The sequence below is a fragment of the Tetragenococcus solitarius NBRC 100494 genome (genome assembly GCF_001544195.1).
Taxonomy (GTDB): domain Bacteria; phylum Bacillota; class Bacilli; order Lactobacillales; family Enterococcaceae; genus Tetragenococcus; species Tetragenococcus solitarius.
In genome coordinates this window covers 34,047-58,941 of record NZ_BCPY01000006.1, presented here as the reverse complement: position 1 = coordinate 58,941, position 24,895 = coordinate 34,047, and the positions used below count along the sequence as shown (strand labels likewise).

Genomic DNA, 24,895 nt, shown 5'->3' with positions numbered 1-24,895 from the left:
TAGGGCTTTACCTACCCAAAACCAAAAAAAGGAGTGTGACAGATGAGCGTTGATGCGATCCAACAAATAGCTAAAACCGAAGAACAAGCGGACGAGATGCTAGAGCAAGCCAAAAAGCAAGTGCGTAAGGAGCAAGAAAAAAGTGATCAAAAAATTGCTCGTTTTCAAGAAGAAAAAGATGACAACGAAGAAAAACGCAAACAAGAACTTCGTGAAAAGTTTGACGAAGAATTTCGTAGCATCCAAGGACCGTTATCTGACCAAACGCAAAAAAAAGTCGAACAATTGCAGACAATCTCGCAAGAAATGCGAGAAAAAGCGCTTGGCATTATTATAAATAAGGTTGTGAACGAACATGGCAATTGAAAAAATGCAAAAGTTCAATTTGATTACTTTCCATAGTGATCAAGATGCCGTAATGGAACAACTACAGGATTTTCAACAAATAGAACTGTTTTCAGCTGCTAAATATAATCGTGAAGCAAATATTTTTTTTAATCAGATGCAAGAGCATCCTGAAGCAGATAAAATTGAAAACCAAATTGGAAATGTATCATGGGCGCGTGGCTTTTTGGATACATATGTCGAAAAGCCTGGTATGATTCAAGCACTACGACAGCCATTACGTCATTATACACTTAAAGAGCTCTCAGAACATGCTCATACTTATAAGTGGCAAAACGTTTATGCTAATTTAAGGAAACAAGATAAACGTTTGCGTACGATTGAGCAAGAAAGACAAGAGCTATCCACCCAAGAAGATGAGTTAAACAAATGGCAGTATTTTGATGAAAATCCTGCTGTGTTAAACACACTTAGTGAAACGATAGGATTATTAGGCACAGTTCCTAATTCTGAGTTTAACCATCTAAAAGAAAAAATGAGACAACTACAATATTCCTATCTTGAAACAATACACCAAACATCAACAACATCTTATCTTCTGATTCTTTTTCTAAAGGAAAGTCATGAGAGGGCACAAGACATACTACGTACGGCTGGATTTGAAGAATATGATTATCCCTATGAAAATAAACCAGCCGATGAATTAAAACAAGTCAAGGAAAAATCACAAAAATTAGCAAAAGAAGAAAAATCAATCAAAGCGCAATTAAAAGCGCAAAAAGACGATTATGAAAATTTAGGGTTAGTCGCAGAATACTTAGATAGTTTATTGGTGCGAGTAAACTCCAACCAGTATTTATTGGAATCGAACTATACAGTGAATTTATCCGGCTGGGTACCAGAAAAACAAACGGAACAGTTGAATAAGCGTATTCGCCAAATAGTTGGAGACGATTATTTTCTAGAATTCAGCGAAGTAAAAGAAAACGAATATGATGATACACCGATTTTGCTGAAAAATCACAAACTCGTTCAACCTTTTGAAGGCTTAGTAGAAATGTATAGCTTACCAAAATATTGGGAACTAGACCCTACGCCTTTTATGATGCCTTTTTATGCTTTAGCCTTCGGGCTAATGGTTGCTGACTTTGGTTATGGTTTACTTTTATTTATAGCCGCTGCCTTAGCCAAACGGTTTTTGAACTTTAAACCGGGAATGCTACAAAACATTACAATGTTCCAAATTGGTTCAATTCCGACCATGATGTGGGGACTCGTTTACGGCAATATTTTTGGACAGCAATTTTCTTTCCAATTACTATCGACAGATTCGGATATTACAGAGATTCTTGTCATGTCGATGATTTTTGGTTTTATTCAAATTATGGTTGGTTTAGGATTGAAGTTTTATCTTTTGTGGCAGCGCGAAAATGCAAAAATTAAAGCCTTATTTCAAGCTGGATCATGGATGTTTTTCCTGATAAGCGTTGCAATGATTGCGGCAGGAATGGTTCTGGTTCCAGAAACAGCTTTACAGTCTGTCGGAATCACTTGCCTAATTATTAGCTTAGTCATGATTGTTATCGGGGGTAGTTTTGATGGCAATACCGTGATTGGGAAAATTGGATCTGGTTTGTATTCGATTATGGATTTAACAAATTACTTAAGTGATTTGATTAGTTATACACGTTTGATGGCATTAGGCGTAGCCGGTGGTAGTATCGGTGCAGCATTTAACCTGATTTTAAGCTATTTGCCAACGCCCGCCAGATTTACGATTGGTATCGTACTATTTATTGGATTACATGGATTGAATATTTTCTTAAGTTATTTGAGTGCCTATGTACATGGTATTCGTCTACAATATCTAGAATTTTTCAATAAATTTTATACCGGCGGCGGTCGTGCGTTTAAGCCGTTCAAATCAAATGAATCATATGTACAAGTTATCTCAGAAGAAAATCAACAGCAGGGGGACAAATAGAAAATGGAGAATTGGATAAGTTTCTTTTATGAAAATGGCGGAATGATATTTGCAGCATTAGGAGTAGCTGTGGCAACAATTTGCGGCGGTATTGGTTCAACAATCGGTGTTGGCCTGACAGCAGAAGCTGCGGCAGGTCTAACAGCAGAGCAACCTGAAAAATTTGGTCAGGCGTTAATCTTAGAATTACTTTCGGCGACTCAAGGGTTATACGGCTTTGTTATTTCGTTTATGATTTATCTACAAATGTCTGGAGATATCTCAATGGCAACCGGCTTGTATCTGTTAGTTGCTTCACTACCTATCGCCTTTACAGCAATTTGGGCCGGAAAATGGCAAGGAAGTGCAGCTGCTGCAGCAATGCAAATTTTAGCTAAAAAACCAGAACACGTGACAAAAGGAATTGTCTATGTAGCAATGATGGAAACGTATGGGATTTTAGGCTTTGTTATTTCCTTCTTGCTCGTGATGAATTAGGAGGTAGGAAATGTCTGATATCACAAATTTAACAGATAAAATTACCCAAGATGCTCAAAAAAAGAAAGAGCAATATATAAAGCAAGCAAAACAAGAGATAGAAAAAAATGAACAATATCGCAAAAAACAAATTGAAAAGCAAACAGAAGACAATTTAAAACAGTATGAAAAAGAGCTTCGTTCAGAATTAAGCTTAAAGGTTTCAGATATTCATGTGAAGGCTCGTAGCAAGTTGCTAGCTGCTAAACAGAAGTTATTAAAAGAGCTTTTTGCGGAAAGTTTAAAGAAAATAAAAGCATTGCCTGAAGAAGAGTTTAATCAATTTGTAGTATCCAATATCAAACAAGTGCAATTACAAGGCGATGTTGAAATGCTTGTGGCCCAAGATAGTATAAAATATATCACACCGGAAAATAAAAAAGTTTGGCAACAAGCAGCTGCTCCGAAAATAAACCTGTCAGTGTCAGAAAAAAAGGCGCCAAGACGTGGCGGATTTTTGTTGCGGCAGGGTGACATCGAGTATAATTTTACTTTTGAGGCAATTTTAAATACTTCTGAAGAAGAGTTAAGCGGTGAATTGTTAAACTTATTATTTGAGGACGAAGAATAAGGGGTGTCAAAATGAACGATATTCAATTTAGCACCGCTAATGTTCGAATTCGGACCTATGAGAGCCGCTTGCTAACTCAAAATACTTTTGACCGTATGTTGGCTGCCTCAGAACCAGAAGAGGTCTATGCAATTTTACAAGAGACTCCTTATGGCGACTTTATTGAAGACGACGATGAAGTGCGTAATTTTGAGTCAGTTTTGATAGCTGAGAAAAAACGGACATTCGATCTCGTTTATAATGTGACGCCTGTCAAAAGTATCGTTGATTTAATGGCGCTGCAGTATGATTATCAAAACTTAAAAATTTTAGTTAAACAGGCATACACCCAAGAAGATTTCTCTGACTTTCTAGTACCGATGGGAACTCTTCCTTTATCGGTATTAAAAAACTTGGTAAACGTTCGAAAGAGTGATCAAGTAGATCCAATAATGAACCAATGCATACAAGCTGTTTACCAATATATGGAAGATTATGAGGAAATTCAAGCAGTCGATATTATTTTTGACAACTACTATTGGGATCAAATGGTCAAAATTAGCCAAAGTGTAAATAATTCGAATATCGAGCGGTTAGTTAAAAGAAATATTGATGTATTCAATATTTCCACTACACTTAGAAGTTATTTAATGGGGCAAAAAAAAGGTTTTGTTAGTGCTGTTTTACAAAAGGACGGGACCTTAGATACAAAACAAATGGTAGATAAAATCAGCAACTCGCTAGAAAGCTTCATGGAATATATGGCACAAACGCCTTATCAACATTTGGTTGAAGATAGTTATGATGAAATCACCCAAAAAAAGACACTAACCACATTAGATTTAAATAAGGATAATTTTTTGATGCAGCGGCTAAAAGAAGAGAAAATGGTTCCTTTTGGCCCGCAAGCGATTATGGGCTATCTTTTTGCCAAAGAAACTGAAATTAAGAATCTTAGAATGATTCTAGTTGGAAAAATCAATAAGGTCCCAGAAGAAATACTTCAAAGTCGGGTGCGTGAAAGTTATGTATAAAAAAATTGGTATGCTTGGCGGAAAGGATTCAATTTTACCTTTTAAAGGCTTAGGTATTGATGTGTTTCCTACTTCTGATTTAGAAGAAGCCAAACAGCAAATTAAAGCAATGGCGGATGACTACGGTATCATTTTTATCACTGAACGTGTGGCCGAACAATTAGAAGATACAATTGCACAATATGATAGTAAGCCCACCCCGGCCATTATTCCGATTCCAAGTAGTACCGGAAGTTTGGGGATTGGGATGGATCGAATTCAGCAAAACGTAGAAAAAGCGATTGGAATGAATATTTTAGATGATTAAACAGCAATTTGCAGTTAGGCAGGAGGAGATTTTTTGGCGATAGGAGAAATTACAAAAGTTTCCGGGCCTTTAGTTACTGCTAGCGGATTACAAGAAGCGAAACTCAATGAAATCTGCAAAGTAAGTGAAAAAGGGTTGATCGGAGAAATTATTGAATTAAACAATGGTGTAGCTTCCATTCAAGTATACGAAGAAACGGCTGGTATTGGTCCTGGTGAACCAGTGGAAACAACAGGCGCTCCTTTATCAGTGGAACTGGCACCTGGCCTTTTAAGCCAAATGTTTGATGGGATCCAACGACCTTTAGATACATTTATGAAGCAAACAGATAGTGACTTTTTAGAAAGAGGAACAGAAATTGATCCGCTTAATAAAGAAAAAGAGTGGACATTTGTGCCTAAAAAATCAGAAGGTCAGCAAGTGGCTGCCGGAGATATATTAGGAGTCGTACAAGAAACCAAAGCAATCGAACATCGTATAATGGTTCCTAATAATGTCACAGGAACTATTAAAGAGATAAAAGCAGGTAATTACACCATCACAGAACCCATCTGTGTATTAGAAACAGATAGTGGCGAGTTCAAGGTTACAATGACACAAAAATGGCCGATTCGTACGCCGCGGCCTTATAAAACAAAAATGACTCCCGGCGAACCTTTAGTAACAGGTCAACGCGTAATTGATACATTCTTTCCTGTTGCAAAAGGCGGCTCAGCAGCTGTCCCAGGTCCATTTGGTGCTGGAAAAACAATTGTACAACACCAAATTGCTAAATGGGCAGATGTGGATATTGTGGTCTATGTTGGTTGTGGTGAACGCGGGAATGAAATGAAAGATGTTATTGATGAATTTCCTGAGTTGATCGATCCGCAGACAGGAGAATCGATTATGCAACGGACAGTATTGATTGCTAATACTTCAAATATGCCCGTTTCTGCACGTGAGGCTTCGATTTATACAGGAATTACGATAGCTGAATATTATAAGGACATGGGCTATAGTGTAGCTATTATGGCAGATTCAACTTCCCGTTGGGCCGAAGCCTTGCGTGAAATGAGTGGTCGTTTACAAGAAATTCCAGGCGATGAAGGTTACCCTGCTTATCTAGGGAGCCGGATTGCTGAATATTATGAGCGGGCTGGTAAATTTTCTGTGTTAGGCGATGATGAAGAGCGTGAAGGTAGTATTACGGCTATTGGAGCTGTTTCTCCTGCTGGAGGAGATATTTCTGAACCAGTGACACAAAATACCTTGCGGATTGTAAAAGTATTTTGGGACTTGGATGCTTCCTTATCACAAAAACGACACTTTCCGGCAATTAGTTGGACCGAGTCTTACTCATTGTATGATGACCAGCTAAAAGATTATATGAATTCCGTTTTGGATAGCAACTGGTCTAAAATGGTGGATAAAGCGATGGCTTTATTGCAAGAAGAAAGCCGCTTAAACGAAATTGTGCAATTAGTTGGGGTAGATTCTCTTTCGCAAAAAGATCGAGTGACAATGAACACTGCACGTTCATTACGTCAGGATTACTTACAACAAAACGCTTTTGATGATGTGGATACTTACACATCAAGAACAAAACAATATCGTTTACTGCGCAATATCTTATCTTTGCATGACAAAATGCAAGAGGCAATTAAGTTAGGCGCTTATTACAATGAAATCATGGAAGGGACCACTCAATTAAGAGAACGGATCGCTCGTAGTAAATATATTTCAGAAGAAGAATTAGACAAACTAGAGACAATTCACCAAGATATTGATCAAACGATTCAAGAAATCGTTGAGAAAGGAGGAATGGATTGATGTTAAAAGAGTATCGTTCCATATCAGAAATCTCGGGGCCTTTGATGATGGTCGAAGGCGTTGAAGGTGTAAAATACGATGAGCTCGTTGAGATACGTACAGACTCAGGTGAAATACGACAAGGTCAAGTCTTAGAAATCTCAGGAGATAGAGCTGTAGTTCAGATTTTTGAAGGAACTAACAATTTAGGTGCCTCCGACAGTCGTGTTCGGTTTTTAGGAAGAGGCCAGACATTAGGGGTTTCTACCGATATGATGGGCCGTATTTTTGATGGTCTAGGAGAACCGATCGATGATGGACCTAAAATTCTGCCCGAAAAAAGATTAGATGTAAACGGGGAAGCGATCAATCCAATGGCCCGGGATTATCCAGACGAGTTTATTCAAACGGGAATCTCAACGATTGACCATTTAAATACGTTAGTCAGAGGGCAAAAATTACCAATATTTTCTGCTTCTGGTTTACCTCACAAAGAAATTGCAGCGCAAATTGCGCGACAAGCAACTGTTCCGGGACAAGAGAGTAATTTTGCGATCGTCTTTGCTGCGATTGGTATTCCTTTTGAAGAATCGGAATTTTTCATCAATGAATTTCGCAAAACAGGCGCCATTGATCGATCAGTGATGTTTTTGAACTTGGCAGATGATCCGGCGATTGAACGGATTGCAACGCCGAAAGTTGCATTGACTGCGGCTGAATATTTAGCCTTTGAAAAAGGGATGCATGTGCTGGTAATTATGACAGATATGACAAACTATTGTGAAGCTTTACGTGAAGTTTCAGCGGCACGACGCGAAGTTCCCGGTCGTGGTGGTTATCCTGGCTACCTATATACGAATTTGGCAACTATTTATGAAAGAGCGGGACGGTTAATGGATCGTGAAGGTTCCATTACGCAGATTCCCATTTTGACCATGCCTAACAATGATAAGACACATCCAATCCCTGACTTGACTGGTTATATTACTGAAGGACAAATTATATTATCTCGTGATTTGGAAAAACGGAATATTGATCCGCCGATCGATATTTTACCAAGCTTATCCCGTTTGAAAGATAAAGGAACTGGAGAAGGAAAAACTAGAAGGGACCATTCTTCTACAATGAATCAAATCTATTCTGCTTATGCCGATGGTAAAGATGCCAAAGAACTATCAACGGTGTTAGGGGAAGCAGCATTATCTGACTCAGACAAGAAGTTTGCCCGCTTTGCAGATTTATTTGAAGAAAAATACGTGAACCAAGGGTTTAATACTAACCGTAGCATCGAAGATTCTTTAGATTTAGGTTGGAAACTGTTAGCTACATTGCCAAAAGAAGAGTTGAGCCGAATTAAAGAAGAAGACATCGAAGAATTTCTCCCAAACCAAGAGGAGTTGGATGAACTATGGCAATAATGAATGTAAACCCGACTCGTATGGAAATGAACCGACTACAAACACGGTTATCCACTGCGACAAGAGGACACAAACTCTTAAAAGACAAGCAAGACGAACTTGTCCGTCAATTTACTAAGTTAGTAAAGCAAAATCAAGACCTGCGAAAAGAAATGGAAGAAACTCTGCAAAAAGGAATGCAAGATTATGTTCTTGCTTCTAGCAGTATGGCTGATTATGTTTTAGAAGAGGCTTTTGCAATACCTCTAGATAAAATCACCTTGGATGTACAAAGTAGAACAGTGATGAATATTGAAATGCCAGTGTTAAATGAGATTTATGATGATGAGCAATCAGAAGATCGCTTTTCTTATGGCTTTATGGCAACCACTAGTGAATTAGATCTTGCATTAAATCATTTAAGTTCTATTTTGCCAAAAATGCTTAAACTAGCTGAAATTGAAAAATCTTGTCAGATGATGGCCGACGAAATCGAACGGACTCGCCGTCGGGTAAACGCGTTAGAATATATGATGATTCCTCAATTAGAAGAAACCATCGACTACATCGAACGGACGTTAGATGAAAGTGAACGAGCTACTTTGACACGTTTGATGAAATCCATCGATGTGATTGAAGCAGAAGATTAACAAAAAACAGCCATTGCTTGTATATTATTATAAAAGCAATGACTGCTTTTTTAATGAGCAAAGAAATTAGGTGAATGCAATTGAAATTAGCGATACGAAAACGTAAAATAGGAGCGATTCCTATACTAGAAGTTGTTAATCAGGAGAATTTGTACGCTCCGTTACCATTAGTTGTTTATTATCACGGCTGGCAAACGTCAAAAGAGCTGGTGTTAACCCAAGGAAGGAAGCTAGCGCAACAAGGATTTCGCGCGGTACTGCCCGATGCGCAAAATCACGGAGAACGAAAGGCCCCCATTTCTAAAATTCCTTCGTTGACTTTTTTTCAAAGCATTCATACCAATCTGTTTGAATTTGAAACAATGATCGATTATTTTTCTCAATTAGGACTCACAAACGGGAAAATCGGCGTGGGTGGCGTTTCTATGGGCGGTATGACCACTTGTGCTTTATTGACGCACCATCCTGAAATTGACGCAGCTGTGTGTGCAATGGGCTCTCCTTCGTTGATTGATTATCGAAAAGAATTACAAAGGGCCTTTAAAGATAAAAATATCTCGGTACCAAAAGATTATGAGGATTTAACAAGTTGGCTTGTTGATTATGATTTAGCTTCCAACTATTCTAAAATAAGAAAAAGGCCTCTGTTTTTCTGGCATGGACTCCATGATGAAAAGATTCCTTTTGCCCAAACAGATCGTTTTGTACGCGCCAACTTAGGTCCAGAAATTACCTTTCATGCGGCAAATGAAAGACATATGATAAAAGTGCCCGCGATGGACCAAATCACAGAATTTTTTTCGGCTAATTTATAAATAGCAATTTTGTGATATACTATCCATAGAAGAAATGCGCAGATACTGATACTAAGTAGCAAGTTTTTATAAAACAATGCTGCTTGGTATCTCACAAGCGAAAATTTCGTTTTTTATTGCTTTTTTCCCTATAATAATAACTGTGAAAATTGAAGGAGGATATACAAGAATGGATTATCGTGTATTACTTTATTATAACTACACGCCAATAGAAGACCCGGAAAGTTTTGCTAAAAAACATTTAGCCTTTTGTAAAGAACTTGGTTTAAAGGGTCGTATTTTAGTTGCAAATGAAGGAATCAATGGGACAGTTTCAGGTACAGTTGAAGCGACCAATGCTTACATGGAACATCTGCATGCGGATGAACGTTTTAAAGATACTGAATTTAAAATTGATGAAGCTTCTGGTCATGCTTTCAAAAAAATACATGTTCGTCCTCGCAAAGAGCTTGTGGCTTTGCATTTAGATGAAGACGAAGATGTGGATCCTAATGAACTAACAGGACAATATTTAGAACCTACAGAATTTAAAGAAGCACTGCAAGATGAAGATACAATTGTATTGGATGCTAGAAATGACTATGAATACGATCTTGGTCATTTCCGCGGGGCTGTAAGGCCAGATATCCGTACCTTCCGTGAGTTACCTAAGTGGATCCGTGATAATAAAGAAAAATTCATGGATAAAAAAGTGGTTACCTATTGTACGGGCGGTATTCGCTGTGAAAAGTTTTCTGGTTGGCTTTTGCGCGAAGGTGTAAAAGATGTCGGCCAATTGCACGGCGGTATTGCAACTTATGGCAAAGATCCTAATACCCAAGGTGAAATGTGGGACGGGAAAATGTACGTATTTGATGAACGTATTAGCGTAGACATTAATAATGTAGATAAACAAGTGGTAGGTAAAGACTGGTTTGATGGGACCCCTTGTGAGCGTTACGTTAACTGCGCAAATCCAGCCTGCAACCGGCAAATCTTAACTTCTGAAGAAAACCAAGACAAGCATGCAGGTGGTTGCTCTTATGAATGTGCGGCAAGTAAAGATAATCTTTATGTAAAAAAACATAATATTTCGGATGAAGATTGGCAAGCTCGTTTAGAAAACTTTAAAGAAGAAGCCAAAGTATAATAAAGAGATTCTGCTCAAAAAACGACGTAAAAGTTTTTTGAGCTTTTTTATTCATACAATTTGTATTTTCGTTTGGTTCTTTTATTATTTTACGCTATGATAGAAAAACAAGGGAGGGATTGTCAATGCAAGAAAAGAAAACATTTCATGTCAATGGTTATTTAGGGTTGCTTATTTTAGTTATTGGAATGTTATTTGGGCTCTTATTGTTCCTTTTAGGAGTGGCTAACGACAGTGGGGCTAGTATTTTCTTTAGTATTCTTATTTGGGTCATTGCCATTTTGTTTATCAGTTCATTAACAATTGTTGGGCCGAATCAAGCCAAAGCTATTTTGTTTTTTGGTAAATATTTAGGAACTATTACATCTAATGGATTATTTATTACTACGCCTTTGACACAAAAAATCAATGTTTCCTTAAAAGTGCGTAATTTCAACAGTGCTCGCTTAAAAGTTAACGATTTAGATGGAAATCCGATTGAGATTTCAGCCGTCATTGTTTTCAAAGTTGTTGATACAGCCAAGGCGTTATTTGACGTTGATTATTACCAGGATTTTGTTGAAATTCAAAGCGAAACAGCCATTCGTCATATTGCTTCACAATATCCTTATGATACTTTTGAAGAAGACGACGTTACCTTACGAGGCGATACCAGCCATGTTTCAGATGAGCTAACTAAAGAGTTACAAGAACGCTTAGAAGTTGCCGGCGTAGAAGTTGTTGAAACACGCTTAAATCACTTAGCTTATTCAACAGAGATTGCTAGTGCAATGTTGCAAAGACAGCAAGCTAGAGCAATTTTGTCTGCAAGACAAACGATTGTTGAAGGAGCGGTAACGATGACGCAGATGGCTTTAGAACAAATTGAAGCAGGGCAAGACATCCATTTTACTGATGATCGTAAAGTACAACTAATCAATAATTTGTTGGTTTCCATTATCACAGATAGCGGGACACAGCCTGTGATCAATACCGGTGATGTAGGTGAAGAATCGCTTTAAGGGGATGCGGATGAAAAAATTATATATTAAACAAAAAGTTTTTAGCTTAGGTGAAAATTTTACTGTGACTGACGAGTACGAACAGCCGCGTTATTTTGTGGAAGGCAGCTTTCTTAAACTTCCTAAACATTTTCTAATTTATGATGAAAATCATCAGGAAATCGGTAAAATCACTAAAAAAACACTTGCCTTATTGCCGAAGTTTTTCGTTGAAGTGGATGGGAATGAAATGATTACTTTAAAAAAAGAGCTCACGTTTTTAAAATCTCGTTACACCATTTCGGCGCAGCAAATTGAAATTGAAGGCAATTGGTGGGACATGAATTTCGTTGTTTATGCAAGAGGAAAAACAGTCGCGGAAATTGCAAAAAAATGGCTTTCTTGGGGTGATACCTATGAAGTGACCGTCCTTGATGAAACAATGGAACGTTTGGTTTTATCTCTTGTGATTGCCATTGATCGCGTAAAAGCCGATGAAGCGGCTTCCAGTAGCTCAGGGACATAAAAAAATATATTTTTGGCATTGGTCAATAAGATCAATGCTTTTATTTGTTCAAAAAGGAGGAGAGATTGGGAAGTCATTGGGAAAAGTAGTTAGTAATAGGCTATTTTATAAAATTTGCAGGAAATAAATAAGTAACGATTCTCATAAAAAACACTAGCTTTCTATTCTTTTTTTCTTTAGAATAAATATGAACAGAAAAGAAAGGAAGGGCATACATTTATGTTATACGGAGCGATTGAAGCAGGGGGAACAAAGTTTGTTTGTGCCATTGGAGATAAGTCGCTAAACATCAAAGAGCGAGTGAGTTTCCCAACAACTGTACCAGAGGAAACGATGCAGCAGGTAATTGATTTTTTTACTCCCTATAAAGATGAATTAAGTGCTATTGGAATCGGATCCTTTGGCCCTATAGATATACATAAAGATTCCACAACTTATGGTTATATTACGACAACGCCAAAATTAGCATGGCAAAATTTTGATTTTGTAGGAACATTAAAAAAATCTTTTGATGTTCCGGTAGAATGGACAACTGACGTGAATGCGGCAGCTTATGGAGAATACAGTTTTGGTAAAGGAAAAGGTCTTTCAAGCGTAATTTACTATACAGTAGGTACAGGTATTGGCGGTGGAGCCATTCAAGAAGATCGTTTTGTTGAAGGATTTAGCCATCCTGAGATGGGGCATATGTTAATTACACCTCATCCAGAAGATGAATTTAAAGGAAACTGTCCTTTTCATGGCAGTTGTCTAGAAGGCATGGCAGCTGGCCCTGCAATAGAAGCTAGGACAGGAAAAAAAGGACAGGATATTCCAGCAGATGATCCGCTTTGGGAAAAAGAAGCTTACTATATTGCCCAATGTGCCTATAATACGACATTATTATTTTCTCCAGATGTCATTATTTTTGGCGGTGGAGTCATGAAGCAACGTCATATGGTGGAAAAAGTGCATCAAGCTTTTGAAAAAATGTTGAATAATTATGTACAAACACCGAACATAAAAGACTATATTGTAACACCGGCTTTAGAAGATGATGCAGGGATTTTTGGTTGTTTAGCTTTAGCTCGACAAGTAAATTTAAATTCAAAAAGATAAATAGACCACCTCAAAAAGGAAGCGAATTTTTTATCGCTTCCCTTTTTTTGTATATTTGTTTTTTTCCATTATCAAACTAAAAACCGGTCCAGCAAAAACAAAAATCAGCCAACTATATCCCCAACTTTCTGTAAGATTAGAAATTAAAAAATACAAAACAACAATACAAGGCCAATAGGGGCGACGAAAGAAATGAACAAAAGGGGTATTTTTTCCATACATTTCTTTTGAAGCATGTAGACCAGATTCTTCGTCATCAGAAGAAAAATATGGTTTTTGACTCATTTTTTTAAAACTATTATAAATAAGACTGGTATAAATAATTAAGAAAACACCTATCCCTGCTGAAACAAAAAAGATAGACACACCTACGATAGTCAGCTGTAGAATTTCTGAGAAAAATAGTAACAAAGGAATGGTTAAAATACAAAAAGCAATCCCTAAAGTAAGACCTACACGAAAACTCTTTTCATAACTAAGGGTTTGTCTACTGGCTTCTTGCATCGTTTCCTCGGTTAAGGGTCGATCTACCAATGGTTTTTTTAAGCGAGAAAATTTCATTGTGCTATTTGCAATCAGTACAACTCCTAGTGCAATAAGTACAAAGAAGCTAACAATAGCTAAAGGCGCTATAACAGGACCTGTGTCAGCAAATACCACAACAGACAGTGCCAGAAAAAAGAGCAAAATTCCACTTGCTAAGGTAAAGGCAAAATTTCGCTGATGATCCCAGAAGTCTAAAGCTTCATCGCTTTGTACGGCATTCTGGAAAGCTTCATCTGGTTCAGTCTTTTTTTCGACTTCAAGTTCAGCTAAGAGTTCATCAATCGAACCAAATTCACTAATGACCGCACCAATAGCCTCATTCTCACTTTTTCCTTCTTCTAACAATTCATAATAATGGTCTTCCATAATCGCCAATAGGTCTTCTTTGGCTTTTTGTGTTGCTGGCGTTTTAGGCACGTTTAAAAAAAGAGTATCCAAATAGTCGTTAATCGTTTTCATGTTCGCTTCCTCCTTCAAGAAATTCATCGACAACAATTTTTGCTTCTTGCCATTCTTGCTGTTTTGTTGCGAGCATTTCTCTTCCCTTATGCGTGATGGTGTAATAGGTTCGTTTTTTTCCGTGTGTTAATTCTCCCGGATAGGAACAGATGAGGTCTTGTTTTTCTAAACGAGTAAAAGCCGAGTAAAGAGTTGTTTCTTTTATAACATATAATTCATGGGTGCGAGTGCGGATCTCTTTGGCGATTTCATAACCATAGGAATCTTTCTTATCCAAAATTGCTAGGATAATAACATCATTATATCCGCGAATGCTATCACTTGTGATCATCGCAGTTCTCCTTAAATTACTTTATCTGTTAAAGTAATTATAAACTAATTACTACGACAGGTAAAGTAAAAAATATTTATAATAAAAGTACTTTAAAAAAAGTCATTCATTATTAGACTTTTCAGAATTATTCAAACAATTCTTTTTAAACCGTTAGAACTTTGCTATAATAAATCAAACATCTTGACTATAATTTCTAAAAAAACAAAAAGGAGTGCAAGAGCATGACGATTTATAACTTTTCAGCCGGTCCTGCAGTATTACCTGAACCAGTATTAAAAAAGGCGCAAGAAGAACTTTTAGATTACAAGGGCAGTGGAATGTCCGTAATGGAACTAAGTCATCGTTCCTCCTTGTTTGAAGAGATTATTGCTGATGCCGAAAAATTATTGCGAAAATTGATGAATGTTCCCGAAAATTATCATGTACTATTTTTACAAGGTGGGGCAAGCTTGCAATTTTCCGCTTTGCCGCTTAATTTAGCGCAAAATAAAAAGGCACTTTACGTAAATACAGGTTCCTGGGCAAAAAAAGCGATTGCGGCAGCTCAAGCGATTGATAATGTCCATACGAAGGTTATCGCCAGCAGTGAAGATAGAAATTTTACTTATATCCCGCAAGTTTCTAAAGAGCAAATTGATCAAGATGCCGCTTACCTTCATATTACGACCAATGAAACAATTGGCGGGATTAGCTATCAAACACTTCCCGACACAGGGAATGTGCCACTTGTGGCAGATATGTCTTCAAATATTTTAACCAATGAATATCAAGTCAAGGATTTTGGCGTGATTTATGCAGGTGCGCAAAAAAATATCGGACCTGCCGGCTTAACGGTTGTAATTATACGCGAGGATTTATTAAATGAGCAGGCGCTTTTTGCTCCTATGTTAGATTATCGTTTACAGGCCCAAAGTCATTCTATGTACAATACACCGCCGACTTTTAGTATTTATATGGCAAAATTAGTCTTTGAATGGTTGCAAGATTTAGGCGGAGTCTCACAAATTTTAAAATATAATCAACAAAAAGCGGGGCTTTTATACGAAACCATCGATCGTTCGGATTTATTTCAAAACCCTGTGAACAAAGAAGATCGTTCACTGACCAATATTCCCTTTTTAACAGATAGTGATGCCTTAAACCAAGAATTCATTCAGTTAGCTCAACAACAAGGATTCGAAAATCTAAAAGGTCATCGTTCAGTCGGCGGCATGCGAGCAAGCCTTTATAATGCTTTCCCTTTTGAAGGCGTGCAGGCTCTAGTTGATTTTATGCAAGAATTTGAAAAAGCACATGGAGGAGAATAGAATGCATCAAATTAAAACATACAACGCCATAGCTCCAGAAGGAATGGCACGTTTAGAAAAAGAAAAATATGCGATTAATGAAAGTGATCAACCAGAAGGCATTATTTTGCGTAGTAAAAAGTTGCAAGAAGCAGATTTGCCTGCTTCAGTGTTAGGCGTTGCTCGGGCGGGAACAGGAACGAATAATATTCCAGTAGATGCATGTACGGAAAAAGGAATTGTGGTTTTTAATACACCCGGTGCTAACGCAAATGCGGTAAAAGAGTTAGTTTTGATGAGTTTACTCATGAGTGTACGTCCAGTTGTCCAAGGAATTAACTGGGTACAACAATTAACAGGTTCTGATGTAGACGAACAAGCAGAAGCGCATAAAAAGCAATTTGCTGGTCAAGAGTTAGAAGGTAAAAAATTAGGGGTTATTGGTCTAGGCTCAATTGGCGCGATGGTAGCTAATGATGCTTATCGTCTGGGTATGGAAGTTATGGGCTATGATCCTTATGTTTCAGTAGATACCGCATGGAGTATCTCACGACGAGTGCATCGTGCCAAAGAGATCAGCGAAATTTTTACGAGCTGTGATTTTATTACCGTTCATGTGCCTTTACAAGAAAAAACATTTCATCTCATCGGACAAAAAGAAATTGCAATGATGAAAAATTCGGTCCATTTATTTAACTTTGCTCGTGCTGAAATCGTAGATAACAAAGCCGTTATGGCAGCGATTCAAGCAGATGAATTGGCTAGTTTTACCACTGATTTTGCAGATGAAAAGTTATTACATCACGATAAGGTTACTGTATTGCCTCATTTAGGTGCATCGACTGCAGAGGCAGAAACCAATAGTGCAAAGATTGCAGTACGCACTTTAAAGAACTTTATTGAAACAGGGACGATCAAACGTTCCGTTAATTTTCCTGCAGTAGAAATGGCTTTTCATTCACCTTATCGAATTACAGTGATTAACCGCAATGTGCCTAATATGTTGGGACAAATTTCAGCGGTTATCGCTGACTCTAAGATTAATATTGATAATATGATTAACCGCGGACGCGATCAGTATGCTTATACATTAGTGGATATTGATGAAAGTGATGAAAGTAAAATTGCTGAGGTAGCAGAAAAGTTAAGAGCAACAAAGGATATTATTCGTGTCCGGGTCATCAAAAAAGAGGAGGTTCCTTATTAATATGGTTGACGTACGTCCATTTAAAGCGATTCGTCCTGCATCTAATTTGGCTGATAAAGTTGCAGAACTGCCCTATGATGTGGTGGATTCTAACCAAGCACGCTATTTAGCACAAGGAAATCCTTATAGTTATTTTCATATTGATAAAGCAGAAATTGATTTGCCGCAGAGTATGTCTCCTTATGACAAGGCTGTTTATCAAAAAGCAGCCGCTAATCTAAAAGAATTTTTACAAAAAGGCTGGTTGAAAAAAGATCGAAAAGATAACTATTATTTATATCAATTAACCATGGCTGGTAGAAGCCAAACAGGCTTAGTAGCCTGCACTTCAATTGATGACTATACCTCAGGTAAAATCAAAAAACACGAATATACACGTCATGAAAAAGAAATTGACCGTATGAATCATATCCGCAGTTGTGATGCCAATACGAGTCCTATCTTTTTGAGCTATCGAAAAAATGCAGCGATTCAACAGTTGATTCAACAATGGCAGGAAAGTCATGAAGCGATGTATGATTTTACCAGTTATCATAAGGTGCAGCACAAAGTATGGCTGTTAGATAATGACACTGTGATTCAAGAGCTAAAGAAAGCTTTTGCTTCAGTTGAAGCTTTATATATCGCAGATGGCCACCACCGGACAGAATCAGCTGTCAAAGTGGGATTGGAAAAACGAAAAGAACAAAATCAAAGCTTAGAGAGCGATTATTTTTTATCGATTTTATTTCCAGAAGATGAGTTATTGATTAAAGAATATAACCGAATATTAAATGTTGAAATCCCTGACGATTTTTTTGAACGGTTAAAAGAAAGTTTCACTGTAGAAAAAGCAACAGAAAAAAAACCAGATACTGCTGGACAAATGAGAATGTATATGGCAGGTAATTGGTATTGTTTAAAAGTAAAAAAAGAGGCCATTCCCACAGATCCTGTCGGAAAACTAGATGTATCGTTATTACAGAATTTATTAATTGCGCCGATTTTTGATATCCAAGATGTCAGAAGTGACCAGCGGATTGATTTTGTCGGGGGAATTGAGGAACCAGAGAAGTTAGAAGAGCTGGTTGATAGCCGAAAATGGACGGTAGCTTTTTCTATGTATCCTACGAAAATGCAAGATCTTTTGCAAGTGGCTGATGCTAAAGAAATTATGCCGCCTAAATCCACTTGGTTTGAACCTAAGTTGTTAAGTGGCCTCTTTTTGCACGATTTAGAGACAACATAAGCTATAATTTCGTATAAGTAACGAAAGATGATATTGAAAAGCGTGGAAGTCGTTATCGATAAAATTAGTTAAAGAAAGAATTCGTTATTCAATAATCCGAAATTGAATTATTCAAAAACTCAAGCTGACAGATTGGCTTGTGCTTGTACAAGCCAACAAAATTTGTTACACTTTTAAATAACTTAGTAGACAGAGGAGGGAACAAAAGCAAATGGTTCGTATGATTAAAATAACACCGAGCAAAAATTACCAACGGTATCATGTCAGTTTTAGTCATGCGATTGGTTTTACAATGGCTGTTGGCGGGAGAAGTGTATCCAAAAACAGCAGAATTTTATAAAACCAATGACCATTTCGTATGTTTCCTTTTTTTATTATAAGAAAATAAATAACAAGGTCATGGATATTTCATGGCCTTTTTTGTTTGGCATACGAGGGTCTTTAAAGGAGAAGACCATGCTTATACAATTAAATAAAATCAATAAAAATTTTGGTGGGACACCACTTTTTGAAAGTTTATCATTTGCGATAAATGAACAAGAAAAAATTGGACTTGTTGGCGCTAACGGTACAGGAAAGACGACGCTTTTTCGCATAATTACTGGAGCAGAAGGAATAGATTCTGGAAAAGTGAGTCGTAAAAAAGGACTGAAAATTGGTTATGTCCCGCAATCCTTTCCTCAAAGTCATTCAACGGTCTCAAATTACTTAGAAGAAAGCTTTTTCGAGTTACAGAATTTGAAAAAACAGCTGCATGTTTACGAACAGAAAATGTCTGATTCGACAGAAGATTTGGAACATATGATAGATGTTTACGGAAAATTACAGCAAGAATTTGAAGACGCAGGAGGCTATGAATTAGAAGATCGGATCCTTACGATGCTAAAAGGATTGGGACTAGAAGAAAAAGCAGATACTGCAATCTCTGCTATCAGCGGGGGAGAAAGAGTACGCGTAGAGTTAGCGAAAGTTCTTTTACAAGAGACCGATCTTTTATTACTTGATGAACCGACCAACCATTTAGATTTGGCAGGAATTCGCTGGTTAGAAAGTTATTTAAAAACAACTAGAGTCGCTTATCTGGTGATTTCCCATGATCGGATGTTTTTAGACCAGGTGACAGAAAAAATTGCCGAAATTGAAGAAGGAGCTTTGATCGAATATCCGGGAAACTATAGTCGATATGTGCAGCTTAAAAAAGCTCGCATTGCAGAAATCACAAAAGACTATGAACTACAGCAAAAAGAGGTACAACGCCTCAAAAGGATGATTCGTCGCTATCGACAATGGGGCAATGAAGGGGGCGATGAGGCTTTTTTCAAAAAAGCCAAAGAATTAGAGCATCGCTTAGCCAAGTTAACGATCGTTAAACCCCCTCAACCACCTAAAAAACGCTTAGAAAGTATTGACCAAGCAAGTCGTTCAGGAAAAGAAGTGGTTGTTGCTAAAAACATCGGGAAAATGATAAGTGAGCGTTTGTTATTTGTCGATAGTAGTTTTGCAATTTATCGTCAAGAAAGAATAGCGATTTTAGGAAAAAATGGATCAGGAAAATCTACCCTTCTGCAAATGATTTTAGGTGGATTGCTAGCCGATGAAGGGGTAATCACTTTAGGCGCAAGTGTTAAAATCGGGTATTTGCCGCAGACGATTATTTTTGATAATCCTAACGAGCGTGTGTTGGGCTTTGTCAAAGAATTTTTACCGCAAGAACAAAAAGCTCGCCAAACACTTGCGCACTTTGGTTTTTATAGCGAAGATGCCAAACGCCGTGTCAAAGATCTTTCTGGCGGCGAACGTGTCCGGCTTTACTTACTTAAACTTTTTCATAAACAAACCAATTTTTTGATTTTAGATGAACCAACCAATCACTTAGATATTTATGCTCGCGAAGAAATTGAAAATTTGCTAAGCGAATATACAGGAACGCTGCTAGCTGTTACTCACGATCGTTACTTTTTAAAAAAGAATTTTAATAAGCTGCTCATTGTGAAAGATCAGCAAATAAAAAAAGAGTCTATTGACTCTTTAAATGATTAAAATAGCTTATCAATTAACTTGCCACCAATAGTTGTAGTGATTGGAGGGACGTCCCCGTATTTGCCACCAATCATTTATCAAATTGGAGGTACGTCTTTTAATATGCCACCAAAATAAATAAAAAACGCATGGACTGTGATTTAAATGAACCAACCCCCAAAAGTTAGACCAAAAATCTAACTTTTGGGGGTCGGTATTTTTATGAAAATTATTCCGCGCGTAAGGCGATAGCTGCATCTTTTTTAGCTGCCATTCGAGCTGGGATATGTCCGCCGATCATAGTTAAGACGGTGCTAACAATCACCAATATAAGAGCGTGCATTGGATTTAATTGTGCGACGTTTTCTAAATCAGTTAAGTTTAGCAACACCGCATTAATCGGGAAGGTTGCCAGATAAGCAATAACGACACCTAATGTTCCTGAAGCGACGCCTAAAATTGCAGTTTCAGCGTCGAAGACTCGTGTAATATCTTTCTTCCGGGCCCCTAAAGCTTTTAATACGCCAATTTCTTTGGTTCGTTCTAAAACAGAAGTATAGGTAATGATACCAATCATAATCATACTGGTAACCAGTGAAATGCCTGCAAAAGCAATTAAAACATAAGTGATAGCATCCATAATTCCACCGGTTAAATCAGTCATTGTGCCAGCTAAATCACTATAAATAATTTGATCGTCTTTGTCTTTTCCTTTGTTATAGTCATCCAGATAGTCCAAAATCTGTTCTTTGTCATCAAAATTATTAGGATAAATCATTATGCTATAAGGAATTTCGCTGGCACCTAAGGCATCCAATAGATTATCTTTGGCTGTACCATCGATTTCTTCATTGGTCATGACATTTTTGTCACTATCTTTTTGTGCTTTGACAATCTCGGAATCTTTATTTTTATCAATCACTTTTTGTGCAAGAGCATCGCTATAAGCGATACCGGGCGCTAAAAGATCCATGGTGGAAGATTCTTTATTTCGGATAACACCTGCAATTGTTAGTTCCTCATTGTCATCATTATCATAAACTTCGTCTAAATCTTGTTTTGGGACAAAATTTCCCGTTGGAAGTTCTTCGTAAAAGGCATTATTATAAGCTAATTTAATCTTTGTCCCTATAATATCGTCAAAGGAGATTTTATCCCCATCCTCAAGATCAAAGCCTAGGTTATTTAAGGCATTAATGTTGGTTTCATTGTTTTCATCAACTACTAGGACTACATCGTTGGTATCTTCAGGAAAATCTCCTTCTAAAAGCCGATAGTTATCTTTTAAAAAGTTCCCTTGCGAATCATCTAATTGTTTAGGAAAAGAAGAGACGCCGATTCCAGTTTGAGCAGCCATCATTGACATCATCGATTCCGCTTGGGACTCATCTTCTGAACCATTGGAAAACTGAACTGTTTTAGGTTTTCCATCGATTTCTCGTAGTAAATTCATATTGGCTAGACGAGTATAGCCGATGTTATTACTTAAAGTCGGATTGATGTTGTCAACGTAGTCAATAAAGTCTTGGTCAATGTGGTTCGTTCGCTGAGAACGATCCTCATCGCTAATTTTAGCAGTGACTTCTTTCTCTTCAGGAAAAGTGCCTTCATCTGAACGCTGGTCTTCAAAATTTTCTGGATCTTGGTCAGTCGTTTCGCGTGAAATGGTAATTGGAAATTGCGCGAGCGTTTCCGACTGAGTCTGATCAATTTGCTTTTGAAAGCCAGTTGACAACGATAGAACAATTGCAATACTGATAATTCCGATACTGGAGGCAAAAGCGGTCAAAAAAGTGCGTCCTTTTTTCGTGCGGATATTGTTAAAAGATAAACGTAGCGCAGTAAGAAAGGTCATCTTGGTATGTTTTAAATCAAAGGGTTCTTTCTTTTTACCTTCAATATGCGGGTTAGAATCATCGATTACTTTGCCATCAGCAAAACGGATGGTCCGGTCTGCGTATTTGTGGGCCAAGTCCGCATTATGTGTCACCATGATAACTAGTTTATCTTTGGCAACTTCTTGGATGAGGTTCATAATCTGCACACTGGTTTGTGAATCCAGAGCTCCCGTAGGCTCATCACAAAGTAAAATATCTGGATCATTGGCAAGTGCTCTTGCAATAGCCACACGTTGCATTTGACCGCCGGATAATTGGCTTGGCTTTTTATGGATGTGTTCTTTTAAACCTACACGCTCTAATGCTTCTTCGGCTTTTTTCCGCCGCTCTTTTTTAGAGACGCCACTTAAGGTCATGCCTAATTCGACATTATCAATAATCCCTTGGTGGCCAATAAGGTTATAACTTTGAAAAACAAAACCGATGGAGTTATTACGATAAGCATCCCAATCTTTGTCCTTAAAATCTTTGGTGGATTTACCGTTAATTACCATGTCGCCAGAGTCATATTGATCAAGTCCGCCGATAACATTTAGAAGCGTTGTTTTCCCAGAGCCGCTTTCACCCAAAATGGCAACAAACTCTTGCTGGCGAAAAGCAACGGATACACCATCTAAAGCTTTGGTAACGGTGTTTCCAACCTTATAGTGCTTTTTTATATCTTTTAGTTCAAGCATGTTCATTCTCCTTCAATTGGAAATAATGAAAAAACGTTTCATTTATTTTCAAAGCGTAGCACACCTTTTTGCATAATTCAACGCTAAGACGCGGGATCAAGGATTCTTAAGCCTTTTTCAATAAATATAAAAAAGAAGAGGCAGGATAAATAATGAAAATTTTTTTCTAGGAAAAACTAAGGTATAATGGTTTGTGTAAGCGCCATCTTTTTATACAAAATTTCAAAGGAGAGTCAATCATGAATACAGCAGCAATTTACCATCGTCCGGAAAGTGAATTTGCTTACCTTTATGAAAAAGACGTCTTACATCTACGTCTGCGGACCGCTAAAGAAGATGTTTCACGCGTAAAGCTTATTTGGGGAGACCCTTATTTAGTAGAAAAAGGGCAAAGAAAAGAACCCGTAGAAATGAGGAAAAAGTTATCAACCGACATTTATGATTATTGGTTTATTTCTGTTAGGGCGCCTTTTAACCGGTTGACTTATGCCTTTGCAATAACAGGAAAAGATCATCAGCAATTTTTTTATGGCGACCAAGGTCTGTATCCTTTATCAGAGGATGTACTAGCACTTCCTCACTTATATTTTCGTTTTCCTTATTTTCATGAAATCGATCGCTTTAAAGCACCTGAGTGGGTAAAAAAGACGGTTTGGTATCAGATTTTTCCTGAGCGTTTTGCTAACGGGGATCCGACCAATGATCCAAAAGGAACGCTTTCTTGGAATGAAAAAACGCCAGGGCGCAAAGATTACTTTGGGGGCGACTTGCAGGGAATTATCGATCATTTAGATTATTTGGTCGATTTAGGCATTAACGGTATCTATTTATGCCCCATTTTTAAAGCTTATTCCAACCATAAATACGATACAATAGATTATCGTAAAATTGATCCAGATTTTGGGGATGAAAGCCTCTTTAAAAAATTGGTGGACGAGTGTCATAAAAGAGGAATAAAAGTCATGCTGGATGCGGTTTTCAATCACATGGGAGACCGGTCGCCCCAGTGGCAAGATGTATTAGTCAATGGAAAAAATTCAAAGTATGCCGATTGGTTTCATATCCATAAGTTTCCAGCAACATTCAAGGAAACAGACGATTTTGAAGAAGCTTATGATATCACCTATGATACCTTTGCTTTTACTCCGCATATGCCCAAACTAAATACGGCCAATCCAGAAGTTCAAGAGTATCTACTAGAGACAGCGAAATACTGGATTGAAACTTTTGATATTGATGCCTGGCGCTTAGACGTTGCAAACGAGGTAGATCATCATTTTTGGAAAAAGTTTCGTCAGGTTTGTGACAAAACCAAAAAAGATTTTTACATTTTAGGTGAAATCTGGCATTCTGCGCAAAGCTGGCTGGAAGGAGATGAGTTTCATGCAGTCATGAACTATGCCTACACAGATGCTATCTTAGGTTATTTTATTAAAAAACGTCTTTCTTTGAACTCTATGGTTGTGGCGCTTAATCAACAACTGATGTTATACCGAGCTCAAACCAATCAGCTCCAGTTTAATATCCTGGATTCGCATGATACACCGCGTTTACTCACAGAAGCAGGCGAAGATAAAGATTTAATGAAGCAAGTCATGGCGTTTACCTACCTACAGCCAGGCGTCCCCTGCTTATATTACGGAGATGAGATAGGTCTGACCGGAGGAGCAGATCCTGAGTGTCGTAAATGTATGGTTTGGCAGCAGGATGAACAAGATCAAGACTTGCTGCAGTTTGTCAAAAGACTCATTGCCTTGCGTAAAAATTGGCAAGAAATCCTTAGTCAAGGAGAGACGATTTGGCGGGAAGTTGATGAGCAAGCAGGTTTACTTATTTTAAAACGTCAATTAAACGGAAAAACTCTCCAAGCGATTTTTAATACCGGCAAAAAAACCATTCCTTTGCCAAGAGAGGGTCAGGTCCTTTTGTCTAATTTAAGTGAACAAAAAGGGCAAACAAATACCGTGTTTGCAAAAGGATTTCTTATTTTAAAAAAATAGTATAAAAAAAGCAAAAAAGACAAGGTTTTATGTAGAGCGCCCTTGCCTTTTTTGCTTGAATAAAGGAAGTTAATCCAATACACATTGCGAAGAATCTTCCCCAAAATTCTTCTTCTATA

General features: G+C 37.6%; 23 protein-coding genes. 20 read left to right on the top strand and 3 right to left on the bottom strand.

The genetic code is table 11. The annotated features are described in order from the left end of the window. Positions 1 to 42: 42 nt before the first annotated feature. From TS1_RS03375 to scrK, 14 genes are all read left to right on the top strand, one after another. A complete protein-coding gene (locus tag TS1_RS03375; RefSeq protein WP_068707833.1) occupies positions 43 to 366 on the top strand; it encodes a hypothetical protein in 324 nt (107 codons plus the stop codon). After that, positions 356 to 2,329 (top strand): V-type ATP synthase subunit I, encoded by a 1,974-nt coding sequence (locus tag TS1_RS03370; RefSeq protein ID WP_068707831.1) that lies wholly within the window; start codon positions 356 to 358, stop codon positions 2,327 to 2,329. Before TS1_RS03375 ends, TS1_RS03370 begins: the two co-directional genes overlap by 11 nt. Positions 2,330 to 2,332: 3 nt before the next feature. Further along, entirely contained in the window at positions 2,333 to 2,806 is a 474-nt protein-coding gene (locus TS1_RS03365) for a V-type ATP synthase subunit K (protein WP_068707829.1), read from the top strand. 10 nt (positions 2,807 to 2,816) lie between these two features. After that, the gene (locus tag TS1_RS03360; protein ID WP_068707827.1) at positions 2,817 to 3,416 is read left to right on the top strand and encodes a V-type ATP synthase subunit E; all 600 of its coding nucleotides are present in this window, start codon (positions 2,817 to 2,819) and stop codon (positions 3,414 to 3,416) included. A gap of 11 nt (positions 3,417 to 3,427) precedes the next feature. Further along, the gene (locus TS1_RS03355) at positions 3,428 to 4,429 is read left to right on the top strand and encodes a V-type ATP synthase subunit C (protein ID WP_068707825.1); all 1,002 of its coding nucleotides are present in this window, start codon (positions 3,428 to 3,430) and stop codon (positions 4,427 to 4,429) included. Next, positions 4,422 to 4,736: a V-type ATP synthase subunit F gene (locus TS1_RS03350; protein ID WP_068707823.1), complete on the top strand. Its 315-nt coding sequence runs from the start codon at positions 4,422 to 4,424 to the stop codon at positions 4,734 to 4,736. The genes TS1_RS03355 and TS1_RS03350 overlap by 8 nt, the downstream gene beginning before the upstream one ends. Positions 4,737 to 4,769: 33 nt before the next feature. Beyond that, entirely contained in the window at positions 4,770 to 6,548 is a 1,779-nt protein-coding gene (locus TS1_RS03345) for a V-type ATP synthase subunit A (protein WP_068707821.1), read from the top strand. Continuing rightward, positions 6,548 to 7,945: a V-type ATP synthase subunit B gene (locus TS1_RS03340; protein ID WP_068707819.1), complete on the top strand. Its 1,398-nt coding sequence runs from the start codon at positions 6,548 to 6,550 to the stop codon at positions 7,943 to 7,945. The genes TS1_RS03345 and TS1_RS03340 overlap by 1 nt, the downstream gene beginning before the upstream one ends. After that, entirely contained in the window at positions 7,936 to 8,574 is a 639-nt protein-coding gene (locus TS1_RS03335; RefSeq protein ID WP_068707817.1) for a V-type ATP synthase subunit D, read from the top strand. Before TS1_RS03340 ends, TS1_RS03335 begins: the two co-directional genes overlap by 10 nt. Before the next feature lie 80 nt (positions 8,575 to 8,654). Further along, a complete protein-coding gene (locus TS1_RS03330) occupies positions 8,655 to 9,389 on the top strand; it encodes an alpha/beta fold hydrolase (RefSeq protein WP_068707815.1) in 735 nt (244 codons plus the stop codon). A gap of 169 nt (positions 9,390 to 9,558) precedes the next feature. Next, positions 9,559 to 10,518 carry an oxygen-dependent tRNA uridine(34) hydroxylase TrhO gene (gene trhO, locus TS1_RS03325; RefSeq protein ID WP_068707814.1) on the top strand — a complete coding sequence of 320 codons (960 nt, stop codon included), beginning with the start codon at positions 9,559 to 9,561 and terminating at the stop codon, positions 10,516 to 10,518. A gap of 125 nt (positions 10,519 to 10,643) precedes the next feature. Then, positions 10,644 to 11,519, top strand: a complete 876-nt coding sequence (locus TS1_RS03320) for an SPFH domain-containing protein (protein WP_068707812.1) — start codon at positions 10,644 to 10,646, stop codon at positions 11,517 to 11,519. Positions 11,520 to 11,529: 10 nt separating this feature from the next. Beyond that, the gene (locus TS1_RS03315; protein WP_068707810.1) at positions 11,530 to 12,024 is read left to right on the top strand and encodes an LURP-one-related/scramblase family protein; all 495 of its coding nucleotides are present in this window, start codon (positions 11,530 to 11,532) and stop codon (positions 12,022 to 12,024) included. 219 nt (positions 12,025 to 12,243) lie between these two features. After that, positions 12,244 to 13,122, top strand: a complete 879-nt coding sequence (gene scrK / locus TS1_RS03310; RefSeq protein ID WP_068707808.1) for a fructokinase ScrK — start codon at positions 12,244 to 12,246, stop codon at positions 13,120 to 13,122. A 30-nt stretch (positions 13,123 to 13,152) separates the two neighbouring features. Here scrK and TS1_RS03305 read toward each other — a convergent pair whose 3' ends face one another. Together TS1_RS03305 and TS1_RS03300 are read right to left on the bottom strand one after the other, a co-directional pair. Continuing rightward, positions 13,153 to 14,127 (bottom strand): permease prefix domain 1-containing protein, encoded by a 975-nt coding sequence (locus tag TS1_RS03305; protein WP_068707806.1) that lies wholly within the window; start codon positions 14,125 to 14,127, stop codon positions 13,153 to 13,155. Further along, entirely contained in the window at positions 14,114 to 14,458 is a 345-nt protein-coding gene (locus TS1_RS03300; RefSeq protein WP_068707804.1) for a PadR family transcriptional regulator, read from the bottom strand. The genes TS1_RS03305 and TS1_RS03300 overlap by 14 nt, the downstream gene beginning before the upstream one ends. A 224-nt stretch (positions 14,459 to 14,682) precedes the next feature. On the opposite strand from TS1_RS03300, the gene serC reads away from it, so the two are divergent. From serC to abc-f, 5 genes are all read left to right on the top strand, one after another. Further along, entirely contained in the window at positions 14,683 to 15,768 is a 1,086-nt protein-coding gene (serC, locus tag TS1_RS03295) for a 3-phosphoserine/phosphohydroxythreonine transaminase (RefSeq protein WP_068707802.1), read from the top strand. A 1-nt stretch (position 15,769) separates the two neighbouring features. Continuing rightward, positions 15,770 to 16,954: a phosphoglycerate dehydrogenase gene (locus TS1_RS03290; RefSeq protein WP_068707800.1), complete on the top strand. Its 1,185-nt coding sequence runs from the start codon at positions 15,770 to 15,772 to the stop codon at positions 16,952 to 16,954. Position 16,955: 1 nt separating this feature from the next. Continuing rightward, positions 16,956 to 18,182: a DUF1015 domain-containing protein gene (locus tag TS1_RS03285; protein WP_068707798.1), complete on the top strand. Its 1,227-nt coding sequence runs from the start codon at positions 16,956 to 16,958 to the stop codon at positions 18,180 to 18,182. Between the two features lie 211 nt (positions 18,183 to 18,393). Then, positions 18,394 to 18,522, top strand: coding sequence for a hypothetical protein (locus tag TS1_RS12775; protein WP_281177357.1), 129 nt, complete (start codon positions 18,394 to 18,396; stop codon positions 18,520 to 18,522). 116 nt (positions 18,523 to 18,638) lie between these two features. Beyond that, the gene (gene abc-f, locus TS1_RS03280; RefSeq protein ID WP_068707796.1) at positions 18,639 to 20,222 is read left to right on the top strand and encodes a ribosomal protection-like ABC-F family protein; all 1,584 of its coding nucleotides are present in this window, start codon (positions 18,639 to 18,641) and stop codon (positions 20,220 to 20,222) included. Positions 20,223 to 20,430: 208 nt separating this feature from the next. Here the strand turns inward: abc-f and TS1_RS03275 are convergent, their stop codons facing one another. Next, the gene (locus tag TS1_RS03275) at positions 20,431 to 22,776 is read right to left on the bottom strand and encodes an ABC transporter ATP-binding protein/permease (RefSeq protein ID WP_068707794.1); all 2,346 of its coding nucleotides are present in this window, start codon (positions 22,774 to 22,776) and stop codon (positions 20,431 to 20,433) included. A 239-nt stretch (positions 22,777 to 23,015) separates the two neighbouring features. Between TS1_RS03275 and TS1_RS03270 the strand changes: the two genes are divergently transcribed. Beyond that, positions 23,016 to 24,776 (top strand): glycoside hydrolase family 13 protein, encoded by a 1,761-nt coding sequence (locus TS1_RS03270; RefSeq protein WP_068707792.1) that lies wholly within the window; start codon positions 23,016 to 23,018, stop codon positions 24,774 to 24,776. The last annotated feature ends 119 nt before the right edge of the window (positions 24,777 to 24,895 follow it).